Source organism: Moritella sp. Urea-trap-13 (assembly GCF_002836355.1).
Lineage (GTDB): Bacteria > Pseudomonadota > Gammaproteobacteria > Enterobacterales > Moritellaceae > Moritella.
The window spans coordinates 41,081-63,563 of the sequence record NZ_PJCA01000027.1 but is presented as its reverse complement, the minus strand read 5'-3'; the positions used below and the strand labels follow the sequence as shown (position 1 = coordinate 63,563).

The window sequence follows — 22,483 nt, the reverse complement described above, 5'->3', positions numbered from 1 at the left end:
CTCACGACTGGTAAGAGCTTGCTATAGGAAATGATATAGAAAATGATCGGACTACAGATTAAACTGATAACTAGTTTGCTGTTGGTAGACGTCTTCAGGTTGCAATATGCTGCTTGGATGTTCCCAATCAGGACGGTTGAGCGCATCAGGTACAAACTGGGTTTCTAAGGCGATACCGGCGTAATCTTGATACTCACCACCCAGGCGATTTGGCGTGCCCGCTAACCAATTTCCGCTATACAACTGCATGGCTGGTTTGCTGGTAAACACATTCAAGCTCACGAGATTATCTGGCGATGTTAAACTGGCTGCTAGCGCCCCTTGCAAACAGTCTTTAGCTAACACAAAAGCATGGTCGTAACCTTTCGCAGTTTGCTGTTGTGTATCTAGCATGAAATCTTGGTCAATACACTTCTCAGTGGTGAAATCAAAGTGACTACCTTTAACGTTTAACCACTCTCCAGTCGGGATCCCAACTTCATCTGTTGGCACAAACGTAGCACTGTTGATAGTTAGGCTGTGAGTTAACGCTGACTCGCCACTATCCGCCCCCAGTAAATTGAAGTAAGCGTGATTGGTCAGGTTAATCGGCGTTGCTTTATTGGTTTGTCCCTGATAGCTAATGACAACGGTATTATCATCAGTAAGTTGATAGGTAACTTTCACAGTCAACTCACCGGGGAAACCTTGGTCGCCATCAGGAGAAAATAATACAAACTCGACACTGTTCTGCTGGCTACTTTTATCAGAGCTTATGTCAGTGCTTTTATCAGTTTCTACATCAGTGCTTACACCATGGTTTATGTCACGATTATCCGTGGCTAACCAGCGACGTTTATTAAAACCGTCCGTGCCACCATGCAAGGTATTGCCTGCTTGATTCACATCGACTTGATAGCCAACACCCGCAATAGAGAACTGGCCTTTGGCGATACGGTTAGCCACACGGCCAACGGTCACGCCCATATAACTTTGCTGGTATTGGAAATCGGCCATGTTGTTTTGACCGAGTAATATTTCGCGCAGCCTGACTGTATCAGTACCTTTACCAGCCCCTTTATCTGTAACAGGTACTTTGCAACTTAGCCAAGTGGCACCGATATCCATTAAGACAATGCACATGCCGTTATTATTTGTTAATTCAAACAACTGAGCTGGGCGACCATCAAAGGCTGCCTCTGCGGTCATGCTGTCGAACAAACTTGATTGTTCAATCATCATGACACCCTATACTGCTGACACTAATCCAGCGCCATTTTTTGCTTGGCACACATAGATAGATTCTTTTAAACCCGTCGCTGGCTCATACAACTCTTCAACTGCACTGCGCACTGAATCGACTAATGCCGGTGGTACTAATGCAACGATACAACCACCAAAACCACCACCCGTCATGCGCACACCGCCCTCAACGCCGATAACGTTTTTAACGATATTAACCAAGGTATCCACTTCCGGCACAGTGATTTCAAAATCATCGCGCATTGACGCATGCGATTCTGCCATCAACTCCGCCATACGTTTAATGTCACCAGCAGCCAACACACTTGCCGCTTCAACGGTGCGATCATTCTCGGTGATCACATGACGAGCACGTTTTGCGACCATCTCATCCAGCTCATGTTCTTTGGCATTAAATGTTTCGATAGAGACATCGCGTAATGCTTTCACACCAAAAATACGTGCAGCTTCTTCACATTGCTCACGACGAGTATTGTATTCAGAATCCACCAGCCCGCGTTTCTTATTCGAGTTGATGATCACTACCGACATGTTTTCTGGCATAGATACCGCAGTCGTTTCAAGACTACGACAATCGAGTAACATGGCATGATGTTCATTGCCTTGTGCTGAGACCATCTGATCCATAATGCCGCAGTTACAACCAACAAATTCATTTTCAGCTTGCTGGCCGTTTAAGGCCACTTCTGCTTGGGTGATATTCAAATGGTATAACTCTTTAAACGTTTGACCGATAACCACTTCAAGCGCTGCAGATGAGCTTAACCCTGCCCCCTGCGGCACATTACCAGTCACCGCAATATCGGCACCTTTAAATTCAAAACCGCGCTCTAATAAACACTTAACCACACCACGAATATAATTCGCCCACATTTTATCGTCTTGGAAAGTGATCGGCTGAGTAATATCAAATTCATCCGTGGCATTATCATAATCAACGGCAACCACACGCACGATATTGTCATCACGCGTTGCTGCTGCCACCACGGTTTGATAGTTGATTGCACAAGGCAATACAAAACCATCGTTATAATCGGTATGTTCGCCAATCAGGTTTACACGACCTGGGGCTTGCACAATATGCGTTGGTGCATAGTTAAGTACTGCGTTGAATGCATTTTTTACGTTTTCAATTAAATTTGTCATCGGTGCCTTCCACATTTTGTAGGGTTGCTATTTACTATTCTTGTTAACGTGCTTACGCTTGTTCTTTATAATGTACGTCGCTGACATCACGCAGTTTTTGCGCAGCTTGCTCGGCGGTTAAATCGCGCTGGCTTTCAGCTAACATTTCATAACCCACCATGAATTTACGCACTGATGCAGAGCGTAATAGCGGCGGATAGAATAATGCGTGTAATTGCCAATGTTCTATATCCGTGCCTTCTTCAAAAAACGGTGCGTAATGCCAGCCCATTGAATAAGGGAATGAACATTGAAACAGATTGTCATAACGGCAAGTCAGTTTCTTAATCGCTAACGCTAAGTCATCACGCTGCGCTTCAGTTAATTCGCTCATGCGGCGGATATGTGTTTTGGGCAACAACATCGTTTCGAACGGCCACGCCGCCCAATACGGTACAACCGCAAGCCAATGCTCGGTTTCAACGACTGTACGTTCGCCGTCTTGTAATTCTGATTCCACGTAATCAACTAATAAGTTCGAACAGTGTTCTTGCTGATATGCTTTCAGTAGCTTTTCTTTACGTTCAATTTCGTTAGGTAAAAAACTATTTGCCCATACTTGTCCGTGTGGATGCGGTTGTGAACAGCCCATTGCAGCGCCTTTATTCTCGAACGCTTGTACCCACAGATATTCTTTACCTAATTCTTCAATTTGTTCATTCCAGGTATCAATCACGCCGCGGATCTTTGCCGTTGGCAGTTCTGGTAACGTCTTACTGTGATCGGGTGAAAAACAAATAACGCGACTTAACCCACGTACACCTTCAGTTTTGAACAACGGATTAGTTGATTTAGGCGCTTCAGGCGAATCAGGCATCAGCGCGGCAAAGTCATTGCTAAATACATAAGTGCCGTCGTAATTTGGATTCTCATCACCGGAGATACGCTTGTTAGTTGGGCATAAGAAACAGTCTTGGTCATACGTCGATAATTCCGCCGTATCCGGAGCTTCATCTTGACCACTCCACGGGCGCTTTGCTCGGTGCGGTGATACTAAGATCCATTGACCCGTTAGTGGGTTATAACGACGGTGCGGATGATCAATAGGGTTAAACTCTTCATTACATTCTTTATTAAATTCTGAACTAGACATAAGCTTAATATCCTTGTGGATTAGTTGACTGCCAGCGCCATGTATCGGCACTCATTTCCATTACATTACGGCTGGCTTTCCAACCTAAGTCTTTTTCTGCTTTTGCTGTACTTGCCCAACACTCGGCAATATCACCAGCGCGACGTGGACATACTTGATATGGAATTGGTTGACCAGAGGCTTGTGCAAACGCATTGACCATTTCTAATACACTTGAGCCTTTACCTGTGCCTAAGTTGTATATATGCAGACCTGATTTTTTACCCACAGTCGTTAATGCAGCAATGTGGCCATCAGCTAAATCCATCACGTGAATATAATCTCGTACGCCAGTGCCATCTGGTGTTGGGTAATCATCACCAAATACCGACAGAGATTCACGACGACCTACAGCCACTTGGGCAATAAACGGCATTAAGTTATTTGGGATCCCTTGAGGATCCTCACCCATGGTGCCAGACGGATGCGCGCCAACCGGATTGAAGTAACGCAATAACGTAATGCTCCAATCATTATCTGCAGCAAACAGATCTGAATAACATTCTTCAATGATGTATTTACTGCGGCCATAAGGATTCGTTGTCGCACCGGTTGGTGAATCTTCAGTAATCGGGACTGTTTCAGGATCGCCATACACGGTAGCCGAAGAGCTAAATACAATGCTTTTGACATTGGCTTTACGCATTGATCGCGCCAGTACTAAAGATCCGTTTACATTGTTGTCGTAATATTCCAGCGGTTTTTGTACTGATTCACCGACGGCTTTCAATCCAGCAAAATGAATAACCGATGCAATAGTATGCTCAGTGAAAATACGGTCGAGAAAGGCTTCATCACGCACATCTCCCTGATAGAAAACAGGGCGCACCTGCGTTAATGCTTCAATACGATCGAGTACAGCTAATTTACTATTATCTAAATTATCGATAATGATAGGCTCGATGCCCGCTGCAATCATCTGTACACATGTATGACTACCGATGTAGCCCATGCCACCTGTTACCAGTACTTTCACAATGAATTCTCCCGCAATTTTGAACACAAAATAGGTAAATCTATAAGATATTTACGTACCCTACCGCTCAAATGTAAACGTTTCCACAAAAACAACTACCAATTGGTAAACATTTTACTAAAAGTGAGATTTAGGTATCAAAATCATCATTTTTTCCGTAAAATAACTACCCTATAAAGAATAATATGACTGGGCTGGAGGATGAATGGCAACATTAAAGGAAATCGCCAACGAAGCTAAGGTTTCATTAGCGACAGTGTCGCGAGTATTAAATGAAGATCCGACATTAAGCGTAAAAGAAGAAACCAGACGACGGATCTTTGAAATCGCAGAAAAACTGGAATACAAAACCAGTTCGACGCGTAAACTTGCTAGCGCATTACCGGCTAAAGCAAAAGAGCATCTGCATTTCTTAGCACTGTATAATTACAAGCAAGACACCGAGATTAATGATCCTTATTATTTAGCGATCCGTCACGGCATAGAAACGCAATGTGACAAGTTTGATATCGTGCTGACGAATAGCTACGATAACAATCTCGATATTAAGAATCCAAAAGTAGATGGCATCTTATTAGTTGGTCGTCAAACTGACGAACAGTTAATCGCGATTAAAAAAATCACGAAAAACATTGTTTATATTGATTATACCGATCACGACCAAGAGTTTGACTCCGTGGATATTGACCTTGTCAGGATCAGTAAGGAAGTTGTTAATTTCTTTACTAATCAGGGATATAGTCGAATCGGTTTTATTGGTGGGCAAGATGACATCAATACACCGGACATCCGTGAACAAGCTTTTACTGAATATGGTCAGTTAAAAGGTGTTGTCTCAGAAGCTGATTTATACCGTGGTGATTTCTCAAGTTCATCAGGTTATAAACTGGCAAAGAAGATGCTGGAAACGGATCACCCTAATGCATTTTTCATCGCGTCAGATTCGATTGCCATTGGGGTATTACGTGCTATTCATGAACAAGGTTTATCGATACCAAACGATATTGCCTTGATCAGTGTGAACGATATTCCCACTGCTAAATTTACTTTCCCGTCTTTGTCTACCGTACGCATTCATTCAGAACTGATGGGCAGTCAAGGGGTTAACTTATTAATGGAACGTCGCCGTGATCAACGTGTGATCCCTATTAATGCTTACATTCCAAGTAATTTACGCTTACGTGGCACCACCAAAAAATAAGCTTTAAACACCTCAATAATGAAAGAAAGCAGTGTATGACTACGCTGCTACTTTCCTTCAAATCGCCCTTACCCTCCTTTAATCCCCATTAAACCTTCATTTAACTCTGCTTTAATTCTGCTTTAATTCTGCCTTTAATTTTTATTCGACTTTCTTTACCTACCAATCCGCTATTAACATTTAAAATTACGCATTAACATTACGAGATCTACATCACACTAGCACCACATTCTAGCTACATCGCAACGAGTCATTAACGTTAGCCAGCTCACAAACCTCGCCATCAAGTGTGATCAAGTTAAAACTAAAACAACATTTTTATTTGTTTTACTAAAACTTTAGTTAATATCATTTACCAGAAAGCAGCTCGCTAAAATTAACTCGTATTATTTATTCGCATTGTCGTTATCGACTTGGAGGCTACACGTGAACAACTGGGAAAACTTCTTCCGCCTTAATGAAAATAGAATGGCACCACGTGCTTACTTTTTCTCATATGACTCAGTATCAACAGCAACAACGTTCCAACGTGAATTAAGCAGCCACTACCAACTATTGAGTGGCCAATGGAACTTTAACTTCTTCACTAACCCGCTGTTAGTACCTGACGAATTCTATACTCAGTACATGAATAACTGGGACAAGATCACTGTTCCGAACATGTGGCAAATGGAAGGCCACGGCGATCTTCAATATACCGATGAAGGTTTCCCATTCCCAATTGATGTACCTTTTGTGCCAAGCGACAATCCAACCGGCGCTTACCAACGTACATTTACGCTTGGCGAAACATGGACAGATAAACAAACCATTATCAAATTTGACGGCGTTGAAACTTATTTTGAAGTTTATGTGAATGGCCACTACGTTGGCTTTAGTAAAGGCAGTCGCTTAACCGCTGAATTCGATATATCTGCATTCGCACAGCAAGGTGAAAACTTATTGTCTGTACGCGTTATGCAATGGGCTGATTCAACTTACATCGAAGATCAAGACATGTGGTGGACAGGCGGGATCTTCCGTGATGTTTACTTAATTGGTAAAGAACAAGTACACGTGCAAGATCTAACAGTTCGCACAGACTTTGATGAGTCTTATCAAAGCGCAACGCTTTCTTGCAAAGCAGTAATTGAAAACTTAACTGCAGATCCTGTGGCTAGCTATTCCCTTGAATATACTTTATTCGATGGTGCTACCGCACTGGCAGCAGGCAATATCGAGTCACTGAGTTTTTCGTCGACTGAAGATGTAAACGTTACCATTGATGTGGTAAACCCGACTCACTGGACTGCTGAAAATCCATACTTGTATCAACTCGTACTGACGTTAAAAGACGAGCAAGGCAAGGTACTAGAAGTCATTCCACAGCGTGTTGGCTTCCGAGATATTAAAGTCCGTGATGGTCTGTTCTACATCAACAACAACTACGTGATGCTACACGGTGTTAACCGCCACGATAACGATCATCTAAAAGGTCGCGCAGTGGGCATGGATCGTGTTGAGAAAGACATCATCTTGATGAAGCAACACAACATCAACTCAGTCCGTACTGCGCACTATCCAAATGATCCACGTTTTTATGAACTGTGTGATGTCTATGGTTTATTCGTCATGGGCGAAACAGATGTGGAAACGCACGGTTTTGCTAACGTTGATGACTTAAGCCGTATTACCAATGATCCTGAATGGGAACAGGTATTTGTAGAACGTATAGAACGCCACATTCACGCACAAAAAAACCATGCCTCTATTATCATGTGGTCACTCGGCAATGAATCAGGTTATGGCTGCAATATCAAAGCGATGTACGCAGCAGCTAAAGCCATTGATGATACTCGCCTAGTCCATTATGAAGAAGATCGTGATGCTGAAGTGGTTGATATCATCAGTACCATGTATTCACGCGCACAACTAATGAATGCCTTTGGTGAACACCCACATAACAAACCACGCATCATCTGTGAATATGCCCATGCGATGGGTAACGGCCCTGGTGGTTTAACGGAATACCAAAACGTATTCTACAAACATAACTCTATTCAAGGTCACTTTGTTTGGGAATGGTGTGACCACGGTATTCTAGCGAAAGATGAAAACGGCACTGAATTCTTAAAATACGGTGGCGATTACGGTGATTACCCAAATAACTATAACTTCTGTATGGATGGCCTCATTTATTCAGATCAAACACCGGGACCAGGCCTAAAAGAATACAAGCAAGTCATTGCGCCAGTGAAAATCCACGCTAAAGATGCAGCCAAGGGTATTTTCACGGTCGACAACAAACTGTGGTTCTCTAACCTTGATGATTACACCATTACCGCAGAAGTACGCGTTGCTGGTGAAACAGTACAAAGCACGACATTAAAAGTCACTGAGCTAGCAGAAAACAGCAGCCGTGATATCGAGATCACTCTGCCTGAATTAGATGGCCGTGAAGCTTTCATTAACTTCACTGTACGTAAAGATTCTCGTACTCGTTACAGCGAAGCCAATCACGATATAGCCGTTTATCAAGTACAGCTAAAAGAGCAAACCCAGCAGTTACCGGTATTCACTAATCGTAATGCCATTGCTTTAGACATTGTTGAATCTCGCTTAGATTATGTAGTGAAAGGGCTAAACTTTACGCTTAAATTCTCTAAAGTGAATGGGAAGTTGAACTCATGGTTAGTCAATGGCGAAGAGCTGATTGCTAGCGCCCCAAAACTGAACTTCTTCAAGCCGATGGTTGATAACCACAAGCAAGAACACGATGGTCTGTGGGAGCCTGCGCACTTACACATTATGCAAGAGCACTTCCGTTCAATTAATCTTGAACAAGTCGATGGCAAAGTAATTTTCACCGTGACCAGCATTATTGCCCCACCGGTATTTGATTTTGGTATGCGCTGTACTTACGTGTACGAAATCAATAAAGAAGGTCAGTTAAACATTCAACTATCAGGCGAGAAATACGGTAATTACCCACACGTGATACCTGTACTTGGTCTGGACTTAGGTATTAATAATGACTTTGACCAAGTGCAATACTATGGCCGCGGTCCTGAAGAAAACTACCAAGACAGCCAGCAAGCGAACCTGATTGATGTGTATAAAACTAACGTTGCCGATATGTTTGAGAACTACCCATTCCCACAAAACAACGGTAACCGCCAACACGTACGCTGGGCATCATTAGCTAATCGCCAAGGCTCTGGTTTATTGGTGAAACCAGCGCAAGAAATTAATTTCAGTGCCTGGTTCTATACCAACCAAAACATCCACGCAGCGCAGCACACTATTGAGCTTGAGAAGAGCGGTTATATCACAATTAACCTTGACCACAAGTTAATGGGCTTAGGTTCAAACTCTTGGGGCTCGGAAGTATTAGATTCATACCGTGTGTACATGGAGAAGTTTAACTACGCATTAACGCTAGTGCCTTTTCATCAAGGTGGTTGTAAGCCAAGCGCGTTAGCTAATCACACGTTCACGTCAACCAGCCAACCTGCAGGCGGAGATAAGTAATGATCATTTTAGACAACCTAGACCACTTCAAATCAGTGTACCGCGATGGGCGTAAATGGAATCGTTGTATTGAAGCTATTGACAACATCGGCAACCTAAAAGATGGCGTGATGTATTCCATTGGTGATTCATTGGTGTATATGATTGCCGATGGCGTGGCGGAAAATACCGACACGTTTGAAGGTAATCGTCGTTATTTTGATGTGCACTATTACCTTGAAGGTCGTGAAACTGTCGAAGTCGCTGATAAGTCTGAACTTGAATTAGTACACGCTTACGCCGATGAAACTGACCGTGAATACCTTGCGGGTCACGGTGAGATAAAACAACTTTGTGAAGGCCAAGTGGCGGTATTTGATAATAGCAAAGCGTATCGATTCCACGGTGATAATCGCGTGCGAAAAGTGGTACTAAAAGTGACTATTGAAGATGGCTACTTTTTGAATAAGTAGTTGAATAAATAGCTACATGAATAATAAAGTCTGGGCACGTATCCAGAACTAAAAATAAGAGAGGGATTGGGCCCTAACCGTCCAAACCTCTCCTTACCTACATTTGAAACACGATACATCGGAGTACCTAATGTCAACATCTAAACGGGGCACGATAGGCAAATTTGCCCTACTGTCAATGACCTTTGCAGCAGTTTTTAGCTTCAATAATATTATCAATAATAATATTGAGATCGGCTTATCTTCAGCCCCAATGTTCTTTCTTGCAACCATCTTTTATTTTATCCCGTTCTGCTTGATTGTGGCTGAATTTGTGTCTCTCAACAAAAATTCTGAAGCCGGTGTTTACTCTTGGGTAAAAAGTTCGTTAGGTGGTCGCTGGGCTTTCATTTCTGCTTATACATATTGGTTCGTTAACCTATTCTTTTTTACGTCTCTGTTACCACGAATCATCGCTTACGCGTCTTATGCATTCTTAGGGTTTGAGTATATATTCACCCCAATGACAACAGCAATTTTAAGTACCCTACTCTTCGCTGTTGCAACGCACGTATCAAATAACGGAGCCAAATTACTGGGTCCAATTACAACCGTTACATCGTCATTAATGCTGTTACTCACACTGTCTTACATCATCCTATCTGCTGGTGCATTGATGGGGGGTATTGTACCTGCCGACCCAATTACGATAGAAGCAATGACACCAACGTTTAATTGGGCATTCCTTGGTGTGATCACTTGGATCTTTATGGCAGCCGGTGGCGCTGAATCCGTTGCTGTTTATGTGAATGATATTAAAGGCGGCCACAAGTCATTCGTTAAAGTCATCATCATTGCAGGTATCTTTATTGGCGCGCTTTACTCTGTGGGTTCTATCTTAGCGAACGTCTTTGTGACGCGTGACGCCTTGAAGTTTACTGGTGGCTCTGTGCAAGTATTTGAAGGTCTTGCAAGACACTTCGGTTTACCTGAAATAATGATGAACCGTTTTGTTGGTATCGTGTCGTTTACGGCCATGCTGGGTTCATTATTGATGTGGACAGCAACACCAGTAAAAATCTTCTTCTCTGAAATTCCAAAAGGTATTTTTGGTGAAAAGACCGTTGCACTCAACAAACAAGGTGTACCAGTACGTGCAGCATGGATTCAATTCTTAATTGTTATACCTCTGATGTTTATCCCAACATTAGCTTCTGACACAGTTCAAGACTTAATGAGCACGATCATCAACATGACAGCTGCAGCATCGATGTTACCACCTCTGTTCATCATGATTGCTTACCTCAACCTTCGATTAAAATTAGATCATCTAGAGCGTGACTTCCGCATGGGTTCTCGCTTTACCGGTATAGCTATTGTGTCTGTACTTATCGCTATCTTTACTGTTGGGTTCTTTGCTTCAACCTTCCCTACGGACGCAGACATCATGACTATTATTTTCTACAACGTTGGCGGGATTGTTATTTTCCTTGGCTACGCATGGTGGAAATACAACAAGTATGAACAATCACTTACACAAGAGGAACTTGCTGAAGAAGCAAGACCGACAATTCAATTATAGGAGTTGAATTACATCATGAAGCACCAGTGACATCGGTGCTTCCCTTTGTTAAACACCTTCGTTAAACACCGTTCAATAAGCACAGCCACCTGTTCTATTATACTCACTTGGCTTGTTGCTTATGTTCTGTTTAATGACTTTAACCACAGTAATTTTTAGTAAGCTAATAGTGGCCATTTACTAAAGATCACTTAATAATATTAATTAATATAGGATGCGTTAATTATGTCTCAATCTGTACGTGGCACGATAGGAAAGTTCGCTTTGCTATCAATGACTCTCGCGGCGGTATTTAATGTCCGTAACATTGTTAATAATAATATCGAATTAGGCTTAAGCTCGGCACCGATATTTTTACTTGCAACGTTGGTCTATTTCATTCCATTTGTGTTTATTATTTCTGAATTTGTATCAGCAAATAAAGACTCTGAATCAGGCATGTACGACTGGCTTAAAAAACCACTTGGCACCAAGAATGCTTACCTTGGCTCGTTCCTATATTGGTTCGTTAACTTGTTCTGGTTTGTATCACTACTACCAAACGTAATTGCTTATGCGTCTTATGCAATGTTAGGTTATGAATATAACTTCTCTCCTGTGGTGACATCTATTATCTCGATTGTGTTGTTTGCTGCAGCAACACACATCTCGACTAAAGGTGCGTCTTGGTTAGGTAAAATATCTGAGCTTGTGGCTTACGGTGTATTTGCGCTGTTTGGTATCTATGTTGTGGGTGCAGTAATGGCACTTGGTGGTGATCATGTTCCGGCTCAACCGATTACGATGGAAGCAATGACGCCGACGATCAACTGGGCAACGATTGGTATCATGTGCTGGATCTTCCAAGCAGCAGGTGGTGCTGAAACCGCAGCCGCTTACTTGAAAGATGTGAAAGGCGGTCAGAAGACCTTCATTCGTGTAATCATAGCATCAGGTATCCTTATCGGTATTATGTACGCAGTTGGTTCGCTATTAGTAAACGTATTCGTTCCTCGTGAGTCATTAACTTACGCTGGCGGTATGGTTGAAATCTTTACTGGTATGGCACAATACTTCAATATTGATGAAAACATAGTGGGTCGCTTAGTTGGTATCGTTCTGTTCATTGCGATGTTTGGCTCGATGATGATGTGGACTGCTGCACCGGTTAAAATTCACTTCTCAGAAATTCCAAAAGGCGTTTACGGCGAGAAAACAACTGAACTTAACGAGCACGGTGTACCAGTACGCGCCGCTTGGTGGCAGTTCCTGTTCGTTGTGATCATGTTAGTAGTGAATGGTTTCGGTTCTGAATCTGTACAAGAAATGATGAGCACTGCGATTAACTTAACGGCTGGTACAGCGATGTTACCACCTATCTTTATTATGGTTGCTTACTTCATCTTCCGTCTTAAATACGATGATACGCCACGTGATTTCCGCATGGGTTCTCGTAAAGTGGGTATGAGTATTGTTTCAGTACTTATCGTTATCTTTGTGGTAAGTATGACAGCGTCTGCATTCCCAACAGGTGTTGACCTAGTTAATGCATTCTTCATTAACGTATTCATGACCATGGTGTTCTCTGCCCTTGCATGGTGGTGGATATCTCGCTTTGAAAAGAAGCAAGCACAAGGTGAAACTGCAGCGAAGCAAACTCTAGCTTCAGCGAAGTAAACCTGATTAGAAATAGATAAATTCTAAGTAAACGTAAAGGCACTGATATTTATCATCAGTGCCTTTTTTATTTTTGATATAATACAACCAAGTAAAACACATTAAATGGAACCTTAATGAAACGTGTATATTTTGGTATTAAATATCATTCCGATAATACAAATCGAAACGTTATCAATGAATTTGAACTGTGTTTTTCTAAACATAAGTTAAAGTCATATTGTGTTGTAAGGGATATGGAGAAATGGGGTGAACGTGCATTTTCAGCAACAGAAATAATGCAAGAAACCTTCGCTAAAATAGATCAATCAGATATGGTTATCATCGATGTTTCAGAAAAGGGAGTCGGTTTAGGCATTGAAGCTGGATACGCTAAGGCGAAAGGCAAAGAACTTATTGTAACAATTAAAAATGGCATTGAAATCAGCACAACCATTCAAGGTACAGCAGATAAAATAATTACATATAATGAAATATCAGATATTAGGCTTTAGAAAAAATCATGCTCAGAAAATAGAACAGACAAAAAAATACCCATCAACCTAAGCTGATGGGTATTTTTCAATTAACAGTCTAACTATTCCTAGCCAAGCAAAAACTACATATTTGGTGTATCTGTTACTACATGCAGGTTCTGCGCACGGTGTCTTAGCAAGTGGTCCATTAGCGTGATAGCAAGTTGTGCTTCAGCAATTGGCACTGCGCGGATACCTACACATGGATCGTGACGACCTTTGGTAACCACTTCAATGGCGTTACCAAACTTATCAATTGATTTACCAGGAATGGTAATACTTGAAGTTGGCTTCATAGCAATGTGAGCAATGATATCTTGGCCACTTGAAATGCCACCTAGAACGCCTCCAGCGTGATTAGAAAGGAAACCATCTTCTGGTGTCATCTCATCACGGTGCTGGCTACCAAGCTGTTCTACAACGCCAAAACCGTCACCTATTTCAACGCCTTTCACTGCGTTGATGCTCATCAGTGAATGGGCAATTTCAGCATCTAAACGATCAAATACTGGTTCACCTAAACCAACAGGTACGCCTTGCGCAACAACTGTTACTTTAGCGCCGACAGAATCACCTGATTTTTTCAGCCCACGCATGTATTCATCCAGCGCTTCTAATTTACTTGGATCAGGGAAGAAAAATGGGTTTTGTTCAACTTGATCCCACTGCAGTACTTCTGCTTTGATTGGACCCAGTTGGGATAAATAACCACGGATAACAATACCGTGTTGTTGTGCTAGATATTTCTTGGCGATTGCACCTGCCGCAACACGCATTGCAGTTTCACGTGCCGATGAACGACCGCCACCACGGTAATCACGGTGACCGAATTTTTGATGGTAGGTGTAATCAGCATGACCCGGACGGAAGGTATCTTTGATGTTTGAATAATCTTGTGAACGTTGATCGGTATTCTTGATCATCAGTCCAATTGAACAACCTGTGGTTTTACCTTCAAAAATACCAGAAAGGATCTGAACTTCGTCTGCTTCACGTCGTTGGGTAGTATAGCGAGATGTGCCAGGCTTACGGCGGTCAAGATCAAGCTGTAGATCTTCTAGTGAAATTTCCAGTCCTGGAGGGCAGCCGTCAACAATGCACCCAAGTGCTGGACCATGGCTTTCTCCGAATGTGGAGATCTTAAATAATTGCCCAATACTATTCCCTGCCATAACAGCGTTTCCTTTATATAATGCTTACCGATACCTTCGAGAATACAAGACCCGCGGCTTAGCGACAATAGCAAACAGAGAAAAAAGTTAAGACCGAGCGAATCATAAACCCAACTAGAAAATGCCTCAACCAGCCAACAATATATAACCGCCTAAAGATAAAAAAACAAACGCAGAATTTAACACTTAATACCAAGTGTCGTACAGAGTGATCGCCTTGTAAACTTTAAGTGCTGTGCTATTGTTTGTGTTACTTCCTTACATCTAAATGTATCAACATAAACACGGCTACATGGTGATTCGAAATCATGGATGTCAGTGCGTCCAATTAAAAAAACATTTTGAAAATAAAACCACTTTATTTTCATTGCCATACAAACAAGTTCAAAAATAATGCATAACATTAATTTACTCATTATCACAAACATACTTTCTATCATTGTAAGTATTGTTGTGAAGGGACAATTTATTATGAACATAAAAATTGTAATTATAGCTGTTATCTCTATTTCCCTCGGTCTTTCATCAGCAGTGTCAGCCGCAGATAAGAAAGGAGGGAAGATACTGGTGATGAATTTAGTTGGCTCTGGTGCGATGTACGAAAGAACGGTTCCAGATATTGATGGCGATGATGTCGATGATCCTGCGATCTGTTTTGATGTCGACTTAATCAATTCAAAAAATGGCCAACAGGTCGGAACGGCTACAGATTGCCTTTCTAACATTACGCCCATTGGTTCTGGTCTAGGCTTAGTTGGCACAACTTATTTTAATTTACCGCAAGGAAACCTAGTCACGAGAGGGAACACGACAGTGCAACCAGTGACGCACGGTATAACCACTGCAGATGGGCAATTAATAACGCATGTCACTGGCGCTGCTGGTACAGAGAATGCGATCTTAGAAGGAACAGGACGATTTAGGAACAGTACTGGAACAGTACGTTTGTCTGGCATGGTTGATATGACGAATTTTGCAGGCAATCCTGGTGAACCAATTGCATTTGATTGCTTATTTGTGATCATACTCGATTGATCACAATACTAACTTTATGACAGTTAAACAAAGAGCAACACATTAGGTTGCTCTTCGTTTTGCTCGCAAGGCTATTTAAACAGTACGACTATTTATTTAAACGGAGCAAACTCTGCCATTGAATCTTCGATCTGCTCTTTGCTGATCACGAAGATACCGTGGCCGCCATTTTGCATTTCTAACCATGTAAATGGTACTTCTGGGAACTTCTCTTGCATGTGAACCATGCTGTTACCGATCTCAACGAACAGTAAACCACCATCGTTTAGCATATCAGGTGCTTGAGCAATCATTTTAAGCGTTAGCTCTAGGCCATCAAAACCAGACTGTAAACCAATCTCAGGTTCATGCTTGAACTCTTCAGGTAGGTTATCAATGTCTTCTTGATCAACGTAAGGAGGATTAGATACGATCATATCGTAACGTAAACCCGTTAAGTTAGAGAACAAGTCAGATTGAATTGGTGTTACTTGCTGATCAACACCATGATCTTGAATATTAATTTCGGCAACTTCAATCGCGCCGTGTTCAATATCAACCGCATCAATTTCTGAATCTGGGAATGCGTGTGACATCGCAATCGCAATACAACCACTACCCGTACACATATCCAGAATACGCATAGGTTCGTGTGTCAACCAAGGTTGGAAACCGTTCATGATAAGTTCTGCGAACGGTGAGCGTGGCACTAAAACACGTTCATCAACAAAAAACTCTAAACCAGCAAACCAAGCTTTGTTAGTCAGGTATGCAGCTGGGATACGTTCATTAACGCGGCGAACAATGAGCTCAACCAATTTTTGACGTTCAGAAGTAAGCAGTTTCGCATGACGAATTTGAGGGTCAATATCTAATGGTAAATGTAGTGTCGGTAAGATCAACTGTACAGCTTCATCCCACGCATTATCGGTACCGTGACCATAAAAAATACCGGCATCGTTAAAACGGCTAACCGCCCAACGGATGATATCTTGTATTGTCGTTAACTCTTTGACTGCTTCGTCAATAAAAATCCTGTCCACAATTGACTCCAATTTTGGTAAAGTAACAAAATGTTTAATCAACTGAGCTTAGCAGTTGAATCTGGGTAACTAACATTATGTTTAATAAACAAATGAAAAAAAAGATGCTGCAACAAATAGATGTAGCAAAAGAACAGGTACAAGCAGCGCAAGTGAAAGTATCACAAGCCGCATTGAAACCGGATGAACAAGCTCTTTTCTCTGATAGTATGAAAGGTATAAAACCTTTGGCACAGGATACCATACGCAAAACAAAAATCAGGGCAAATAAACCTAAAACTCAAGCAAATGATTCAATCCGACAAGAATCAGCGCAACGTGAACATTTTTTCTCCGATCAATTTGAGCCACACATTGCTGACGAAGGCCCTACCCGGTATATACGTGAAGGCGTTTCTCCGTATGAGTTGAAAAAATTACGTCGTGGTGATTACGAGCCTGAATTGCTGTTGGACTTACATGGTTTAACCCAAGAGATTGCCAAGGTAGAAATATCCGCATTAATTGCCGAATGTCGTAAACAACATATTCGCTGCTGTAATGTGATGCACGGTCATGGCAAGAACATTCTTAAACGCCAATTACCGATGTGGTTAGCCCAACATCCGGATATCGAAGCGTTTCATCAAGCAACCAAAACTTGGGGTGGCAGTGCAGCCATATCTATCTTGGTTGAACTAACAACTAAAGAAGACATGTTTTAGTTGCCGATGAGGTAATAGAGTAATGGAGACTGATAAACAAGAGCTGTGGTTTGCAGAGCTAGAACAAGAAAATAATGAGCGACTCGCGCAGCTAGAACAAGCAATGCTTGCTGAAGACCAACTAAACGCAATCAAAAAAGAAAGGGCAAGGGTAAAGGCGCTTGCTGCTGCAGCGTTCAAAGCCAAACATCCAAGGCTTAGCTTTCTAAAGCGTTACAATGTCATTATTCTGATGCTGCTGGGTTTGTGCATTACGGTAGGATTTAATGTTGCTATGTTTTTCGGTTAGCAGCAAACTATTTATCAATCAGTACTAAATTATTTATCGTTCAGCACTAAAAAATAGGCACAAAAAAAGGCTAGTGCGTGACACTAACCTTTCAAGCTCAGTCTGTTAAACTGCAAATCGTTTAATTTCACGATTCACTTCCGAGATGCGCATTTTAACATTGTTACCTGCGTTACTCGGCATGACTAACATACCTTGCTGAAACTCTAATAATCCCAAACCTGTGACATAGAGAGTTCCACGAAAAAAACTTTTTACATATCTTGCGATACGTAACGAGTTAAACTGTTTAAAACTACGCATTTAGCACTCCTTTATACGCTTATATAGGTACCATCCAAGTACCCAAACAGAAGCGGCATAATATACTAACAATTGGGTAATGCAAAGGGATTTAACGCTGCATTAACCTTTGTATAAAGTGTAAGCACTAATCATAAAAATAAATAATAAATCAGTTAACTACTTTATACTCGCTGGTGTTTCTAACCACTTAAAATTACAATCTTTTTCATCAAGTTCTAAGCAAGCAATCGCCGATGTTGCGAATGCGGGCATATGTTTACTGGTTGTTAGCGCTGAGGTTAAATAACTCACCACTGGTAAATGTGAAACCAGTAACACAGTTTTATAATTATGTTGCGCTACCAGAGCTCGAACATAATCAGCAATAAATTCGGCATCACCATAAGGAGTAATGTCTTCACATACTTCGACCTTGTTTACCGTGAAAAAGTTCCCGATAACTTGCCAAGTTTGTGCAGCGCGTACATAAGGGCTGTGTAGCACACAATCTAACGTCGGTTCAATCGCACTTAACCAATCAGCCATATCAGCAGATTGCTGGCGTCCAGTACCCGTTAATTCACGTTCCGCATCGCTGTTTGCATACAATCCCGCTTGACCGTGTCGCATAATATAAATTTTCATACCACCACACTATAATATCTGTTGAATCCTTTAATAGATATTAACATACCCCTATAAAACGACTGCATGATAACGCTACTTGATGACAGAAATATTAAAAACCACGTTTAGCTTATGTTTTTAAACATTGTTTTCAAAAAATAATTACTTACAGTCATTTTAGCGCCATACTGACTTATATATTATGAGTAAATTGTATCGTCATCGCACGATTTGTTTCTTATTTAATAAGATTAAACCTCAGCATTCATTACTGCATTTTAGATTTTTCATTCTTTGAACTTGATCTAATTTATTTTTCTATGCAGTCATCACATGGAGCATCTGCCTTGATAACTAGCCCTAATGATCATAAACAATACCGTCACATCACGCTCCCTAACGGTTTAACCGTATTACTCATTCAAGATGAACAGTGTAAAAAATCTGCCGCATCCATGTCTGTTGCCGTTGGTCATTTTGATGATCCCCAGCAACATGAAGGGCTTGCACACTTACTCGAGCACATGTTATTTCTCGGTACAGATAAATATCCCAAACCTGGCGAATACCAGTCATTTATTTCCATGCATGGTGGCAGTAACAACGCCTGGACTGGCACCGAATATACCAACTATTACTTTGATATTAACAACAGCTACTTCCATAACGCCCTTGATCGTTTCGCGCAGTTTTTTATCGCGCCCAGTTTTAATGCTGACTTGTTAGAACGCGAACGTCATGCTGTTGATTCCGAATATAAGCTCAAGCTTAAAGATGACGTGCGCCGTTTCTACCAAGCGCACAAAGAAACCGTTAATCCGACCCACCCTTTTAGTAAATTCTCGGTGGGTAACCTGACGACATTAGCCGATACCGAAAGCTATACGTTACGTGATGAGTTGTTACGATTTTACCAACAGCATTACTGTGCATCCTTAATGAAGTTAGTGATCCAATCCGAACTGACTCTCGATAAGCAAGAACACATGCTGAATGAAATGTTCTCGGCCGTGCCAAATCGCGGCATCAATGCCGTGCCTTTAGCGACCCCGCTGTATACCAATGCACAATTACAGCAAGCAATATGGGTGGAATCACTCAGCGGTCACAAGAAGTTATATATCTGCTTCCCGTTAGGCAATACCCTACCTTATTACCAAATTAAGCCGCTGAGCTACATCAGTCAGTTAATCGGTGATGAAACGGAAGGCAGTTTACTGTCGTTATTGAAACGTAAAGGTTGGGTAACGGCGTTATCAGCAGGCAGTGGCCAAAGTGGCGCTAACTTTAAAGATTATAATGTCATTATGGGCTTAACCAGTGATGGCTTTAAGCATATCACCGAGATTGTTGAGTTCTGCCTGCAATATATCAAACTGATCGCCGAGCAAGGTTTACAAGCGTGGCGCTATGACGAGAAGAAAAATTTCTTAGAACAAGCGTTCCGCTATCAAGAGAAAATACCAGCCGTTAAAAACGTTTCACACCTATCGCAAAATTTGCATATCTATCAGCCTGAGCATGTCATTTACGGTGACTACATGATGAAGGGATTTGATATCGAGGCTTGCCGTTTCTTTTTACAGCAGCTTAACCCGAAAAATATGCGCTTGATGATATCGGCACCCAATTTAGACACCAATAAAAAAGCCGCTTGGTATGATACCCCTTATCGCGTGGATGCATTTACAGCGAGCCAACAACAACGCTGGGCGAATGTCGAGATTGATGAAAGCCTAGCGCTACCAATCAAGAACCTGTTCATGAGTCCGTCTTTAGAAGCCCTTGCGCTAGATAAAGCCAACCTCTCAGAGCAACCAAAGTTGATTGATCACAGTGACGGCTTTAAAACTTGGTTTATGCAAGAACATGAGTTCCATCTACCCAAGGGCAACATCTTCATTTCCATTGACAGTGAATATGCCATTGCTAATACCCATAATATAGCCATGACCCGATTAGCGGTTGAGCTGTTGATGGAGCAATTAAATAGCCTGACTTATCAAGCAGAAATTGCCGGTATTAATTACCATATTTATGCCCATCAAGGCGGATTCACCTTACACCTTGCAGGGTTTGCGCAGAAACAGTTCGAGTTATTAAAACTGATCATTGGCCATCGTCACTTACAAACCGTGGACAATGAAACCTTCGCCAGTATTCGTAATCAGATGCTTATTTCATGGGAAAATCATAAACAAGCGAAACCGATCAATCGCTTGTTTTCAGAGTTAACTTCGGTGCTGCAACCCAATAACCCGTCAAGTGAGCGCTTAGCCAAAGCCTTGGCCAGTATTAAGCAAGAACAATTGCCCGAGTATCTAGAAAAGGTGTATCAAAACATCAGTGTGGAAATATTGATCCACGGTGACTGGCATCAATCTCAAGCACTCGAAATTGGCCAATACGTCAAAGATAAACTACATCCGATTAGCACGCCAGGCAAAGAAACAATACGTAAACTGGTGGATATCCAAGATACCGGCTCTTTAATACACGAGGTCGCTGTTGAACATAACGATGCTGCGCTGATTGTTTACTATCAGGCACCGAAGATATCACCGAAAGAACTAGCCTATTACAGCTTGGCGAATCATGTAATGTCATCTAAATTCTTCTATGAACTGCGTACCCAGCAACAACTGGGTTATGTGGTCGGTACTGGCAACATACCGCTGAATCGCCACGCGGGTTTGATGTTCTATGTGCAATCACCGCATACGTCACCAACCAAATTGCTGGATGCGATCAACGACTTTATTGATTTCTTCCCGTTCGGGATGATCTCGTTTACCGAGCAGCAATGGCAATCAAGTAAGCAGGGATTGGTCTCTAAATTGCGTGAACCAGATTCTAACATAAACAGCAAAAGTAAACGGCTGTGGCACTCTATTGGCATTAAAGATAAAAGCTTTGATAAGTCCGATAAAATTGCCGAAGAATTGGAAAAAATAGAACGTGTCGACCTGATCCGCTTCATGGTGGAATTAAAGTCTCGGACTTCTGACCGCTTGATCATGGCAACAATCAACCCATCAAACTCGCATGATGAAGAAGTAGATGAATACGAAGAACGTCCTGTAGATAAGTGTGAAGGCACCTATATTAGCGATGTAGAAACCTTCCAACAACAAAGTAATATTTTTGAGCTTTAAGCCCTTCACTCGAGATCTTAAGTACTAAATTAAAAGCACAAAAAAGGCGCTGTCGGTATTCACCCACAGCGCCTTTCTTTTATCAATTTATCGTTAACGCATGTTAACTACTTAAACCGATGAAACCACCGAGGGTAATTAACAGACCACCGGTTGCTTTGTTGATCTTATCTTGATAACGGTTAAGCATAGGTTTTAAGCCTCCACGGTTAAGCAATATAATGAAGCAAGACCACAGTACTGCCGTTTCAACGAAGATAGATAAGCTGATTAATAACTTATCTGATGTGGGCGTTTCAGGGGCAATAACCTGACTGAATGCAGCGACCATGAACATCAAGATTTTAGGATTTAATAGATTACACAATAAGCCGTCTAAATAAGCTTTAGTGGGACGATAGTTTAGTGTACCCGCATCTACTTCAATTTCGCTTTTACCCGCTCGCAGCGATTTAATACCGATATAAATAAGGTAAGCAGCACCTAACCAACGTACTACATTGAATAGCATTGGGTTGCTGGAAATAAGTAATGAGATACCAAATAGACCTAACATCATGTGTACAGCTAGACCACTAATGATGCCGCCAACACAATACCAAGCAGCACGTTTCGCATTTAGGCTACCGTATTTTAAAACCAGCATCATGTCAGGCCCAGGGCTGAGCATACCAAAGAAGTTAATAACTAATAAAGACACTATAATTTCGTACATGATGCTCACCATTCCATTGCGTTGCAGTAATAATAGAACGCATATTGAA

The 22,483-nt window shown here is 41.7% G+C and carries 19 protein-coding genes; 10 read left to right on the top strand and 9 right to left on the bottom strand.

From position 1 onward, the window contains the following. Positions 1–51: 51 nt before the first annotated feature. Genes galM through galE form a run of 4 tightly spaced genes read right to left on the bottom strand, consistent with a single transcriptional unit; the run spans position 52 to position 4,535 of the window. The gene (gene galM, locus CXF93_RS03250) at positions 52–1,221 is read right to left on the bottom strand and encodes a galactose-1-epimerase (protein WP_101060991.1); all 1,170 of its coding nucleotides are present in this window, start codon (positions 1,219–1,221) and stop codon (positions 52–54) included. Between the two features lie 6 nt (positions 1,222–1,227). Continuing rightward, positions 1,228–2,388 (bottom strand): galactokinase, encoded by a 1,161-nt coding sequence (gene galK / locus CXF93_RS03245; protein WP_101060989.1) that lies wholly within the window; start codon positions 2,386–2,388, stop codon positions 1,228–1,230. 52 nt (positions 2,389–2,440) lie between these two features. Then, positions 2,441–3,520, bottom strand: a complete 1,080-nt coding sequence (locus CXF93_RS03240; RefSeq protein WP_101060987.1) for a UDP-glucose--hexose-1-phosphate uridylyltransferase — start codon at positions 3,518–3,520, stop codon at positions 2,441–2,443. Positions 3,521–3,524: 4 nt separating this feature from the next. After that, positions 3,525–4,535: a UDP-glucose 4-epimerase GalE gene (gene galE / locus CXF93_RS03235; RefSeq protein WP_101061507.1), complete on the bottom strand. Its 1,011-nt coding sequence runs from the start codon at positions 4,533–4,535 to the stop codon at positions 3,525–3,527. Between the two features lie 205 nt (positions 4,536–4,740). Here galE and ebgR point away from each other — a divergent pair, with 205 nt between their 5' ends. From ebgR to CXF93_RS03205, 6 genes are all read left to right on the top strand, one after another. Then, positions 4,741–5,736, top strand: coding sequence for a transcriptional regulator EbgR (gene ebgR / locus CXF93_RS03230; RefSeq protein ID WP_101060985.1), 996 nt, complete (start codon positions 4,741–4,743; stop codon positions 5,734–5,736). A gap of 426 nt (positions 5,737–6,162) precedes the next feature. Then, positions 6,163–9,246, top strand: a complete 3,084-nt coding sequence (gene ebgA / locus CXF93_RS03225; RefSeq protein ID WP_101060984.1) for a beta-galactosidase subunit alpha — start codon at positions 6,163–6,165, stop codon at positions 9,244–9,246. After that, the gene (locus CXF93_RS03220; protein ID WP_101060982.1) at positions 9,246–9,698 is read left to right on the top strand and encodes a beta-galactosidase subunit beta; all 453 of its coding nucleotides are present in this window, start codon (positions 9,246–9,248) and stop codon (positions 9,696–9,698) included. Before ebgA ends, CXF93_RS03220 begins: the two co-directional genes overlap by 1 nt. Positions 9,699–9,828: 130 nt before the next feature. Continuing rightward, positions 9,829–11,259: an amino acid permease gene (locus tag CXF93_RS03215; RefSeq protein WP_101060980.1), complete on the top strand. Its 1,431-nt coding sequence runs from the start codon at positions 9,829–9,831 to the stop codon at positions 11,257–11,259. Between the two features lie 225 nt (positions 11,260–11,484). Further along, positions 11,485–12,915 (top strand): amino acid permease, encoded by a 1,431-nt coding sequence (locus CXF93_RS03210; RefSeq protein WP_101060979.1) that lies wholly within the window; start codon positions 11,485–11,487, stop codon positions 12,913–12,915. 116 nt (positions 12,916–13,031) lie between these two features. Next, positions 13,032–13,409 carry a nucleoside 2-deoxyribosyltransferase gene (locus tag CXF93_RS03205; RefSeq protein WP_101060978.1) on the top strand — a complete coding sequence of 126 codons (378 nt, stop codon included), beginning with the start codon at positions 13,032–13,034 and terminating at the stop codon, positions 13,407–13,409. Positions 13,410–13,513: 104 nt separating this feature from the next. Here CXF93_RS03205 and aroC read toward each other — a convergent pair whose 3' ends face one another. Next, positions 13,514–14,602, bottom strand: coding sequence for a chorismate synthase (gene aroC, locus CXF93_RS03200; RefSeq protein WP_101060976.1), 1,089 nt, complete (start codon positions 14,600–14,602; stop codon positions 13,514–13,516). 471 nt (positions 14,603–15,073) lie between these two features. Between aroC and CXF93_RS03195 the strand changes: the two genes are divergently transcribed. Then, complete coding sequence (locus CXF93_RS03195) at positions 15,074–15,637, top strand: hypothetical protein (protein ID WP_101060974.1); 564 nt, start codon at positions 15,074–15,076, stop codon at positions 15,635–15,637. A 92-nt stretch (positions 15,638–15,729) separates the two neighbouring features. Here CXF93_RS03195 and prmB read toward each other — a convergent pair whose 3' ends face one another. After that, positions 15,730–16,659 (bottom strand): 50S ribosomal protein L3 N(5)-glutamine methyltransferase, encoded by a 930-nt coding sequence (prmB, locus tag CXF93_RS03190; RefSeq protein WP_101060972.1) that lies wholly within the window; start codon positions 16,657–16,659, stop codon positions 15,730–15,732. A gap of 77 nt (positions 16,660–16,736) precedes the next feature. Here prmB and smrB point away from each other — a divergent pair, with 77 nt between their 5' ends. Together smrB and CXF93_RS03180 are read left to right on the top strand one after the other, a co-directional pair. Then, positions 16,737–17,363 (top strand): endonuclease SmrB, encoded by a 627-nt coding sequence (gene smrB, locus CXF93_RS03185; protein WP_101060970.1) that lies wholly within the window; start codon positions 16,737–16,739, stop codon positions 17,361–17,363. A 22-nt stretch (positions 17,364–17,385) separates the two neighbouring features. Beyond that, positions 17,386–17,652 carry a hypothetical protein gene (locus CXF93_RS03180; RefSeq protein ID WP_101060968.1) on the top strand — a complete coding sequence of 89 codons (267 nt, stop codon included), beginning with the start codon at positions 17,386–17,388 and terminating at the stop codon, positions 17,650–17,652. A 105-nt stretch (positions 17,653–17,757) separates the two neighbouring features. Here CXF93_RS03180 and CXF93_RS03175 read toward each other — a convergent pair whose 3' ends face one another. Together CXF93_RS03175 and sixA are read right to left on the bottom strand one after the other, a co-directional pair. Next, a complete protein-coding gene (locus CXF93_RS03175; protein ID WP_017222965.1) occupies positions 17,758–17,955 on the bottom strand; it encodes a DUF1107 family protein in 198 nt (65 codons plus the stop codon). A 159-nt stretch (positions 17,956–18,114) separates the two neighbouring features. Next, positions 18,115–18,582 carry a phosphohistidine phosphatase SixA gene (gene sixA / locus CXF93_RS03170; protein ID WP_101060966.1) on the bottom strand — a complete coding sequence of 156 codons (468 nt, stop codon included), beginning with the start codon at positions 18,580–18,582 and terminating at the stop codon, positions 18,115–18,117. Positions 18,583–18,911: 329 nt separating this feature from the next. On the opposite strand from sixA, the gene CXF93_RS03165 reads away from it, so the two are divergent. Continuing rightward, positions 18,912–21,719 (top strand): insulinase family protein, encoded by a 2,808-nt coding sequence (locus tag CXF93_RS03165; protein WP_101061506.1) that lies wholly within the window; start codon positions 18,912–18,914, stop codon positions 21,717–21,719. 103 nt (positions 21,720–21,822) lie between these two features. Here CXF93_RS03165 and CXF93_RS03160 read toward each other — a convergent pair whose 3' ends face one another. After that, positions 21,823–22,434 carry a LysE family translocator gene (locus CXF93_RS03160; RefSeq protein ID WP_101060965.1) on the bottom strand — a complete coding sequence of 204 codons (612 nt, stop codon included), beginning with the start codon at positions 22,432–22,434 and terminating at the stop codon, positions 21,823–21,825. Between the last annotated feature and the right edge of the window lie 49 nt (positions 22,435–22,483).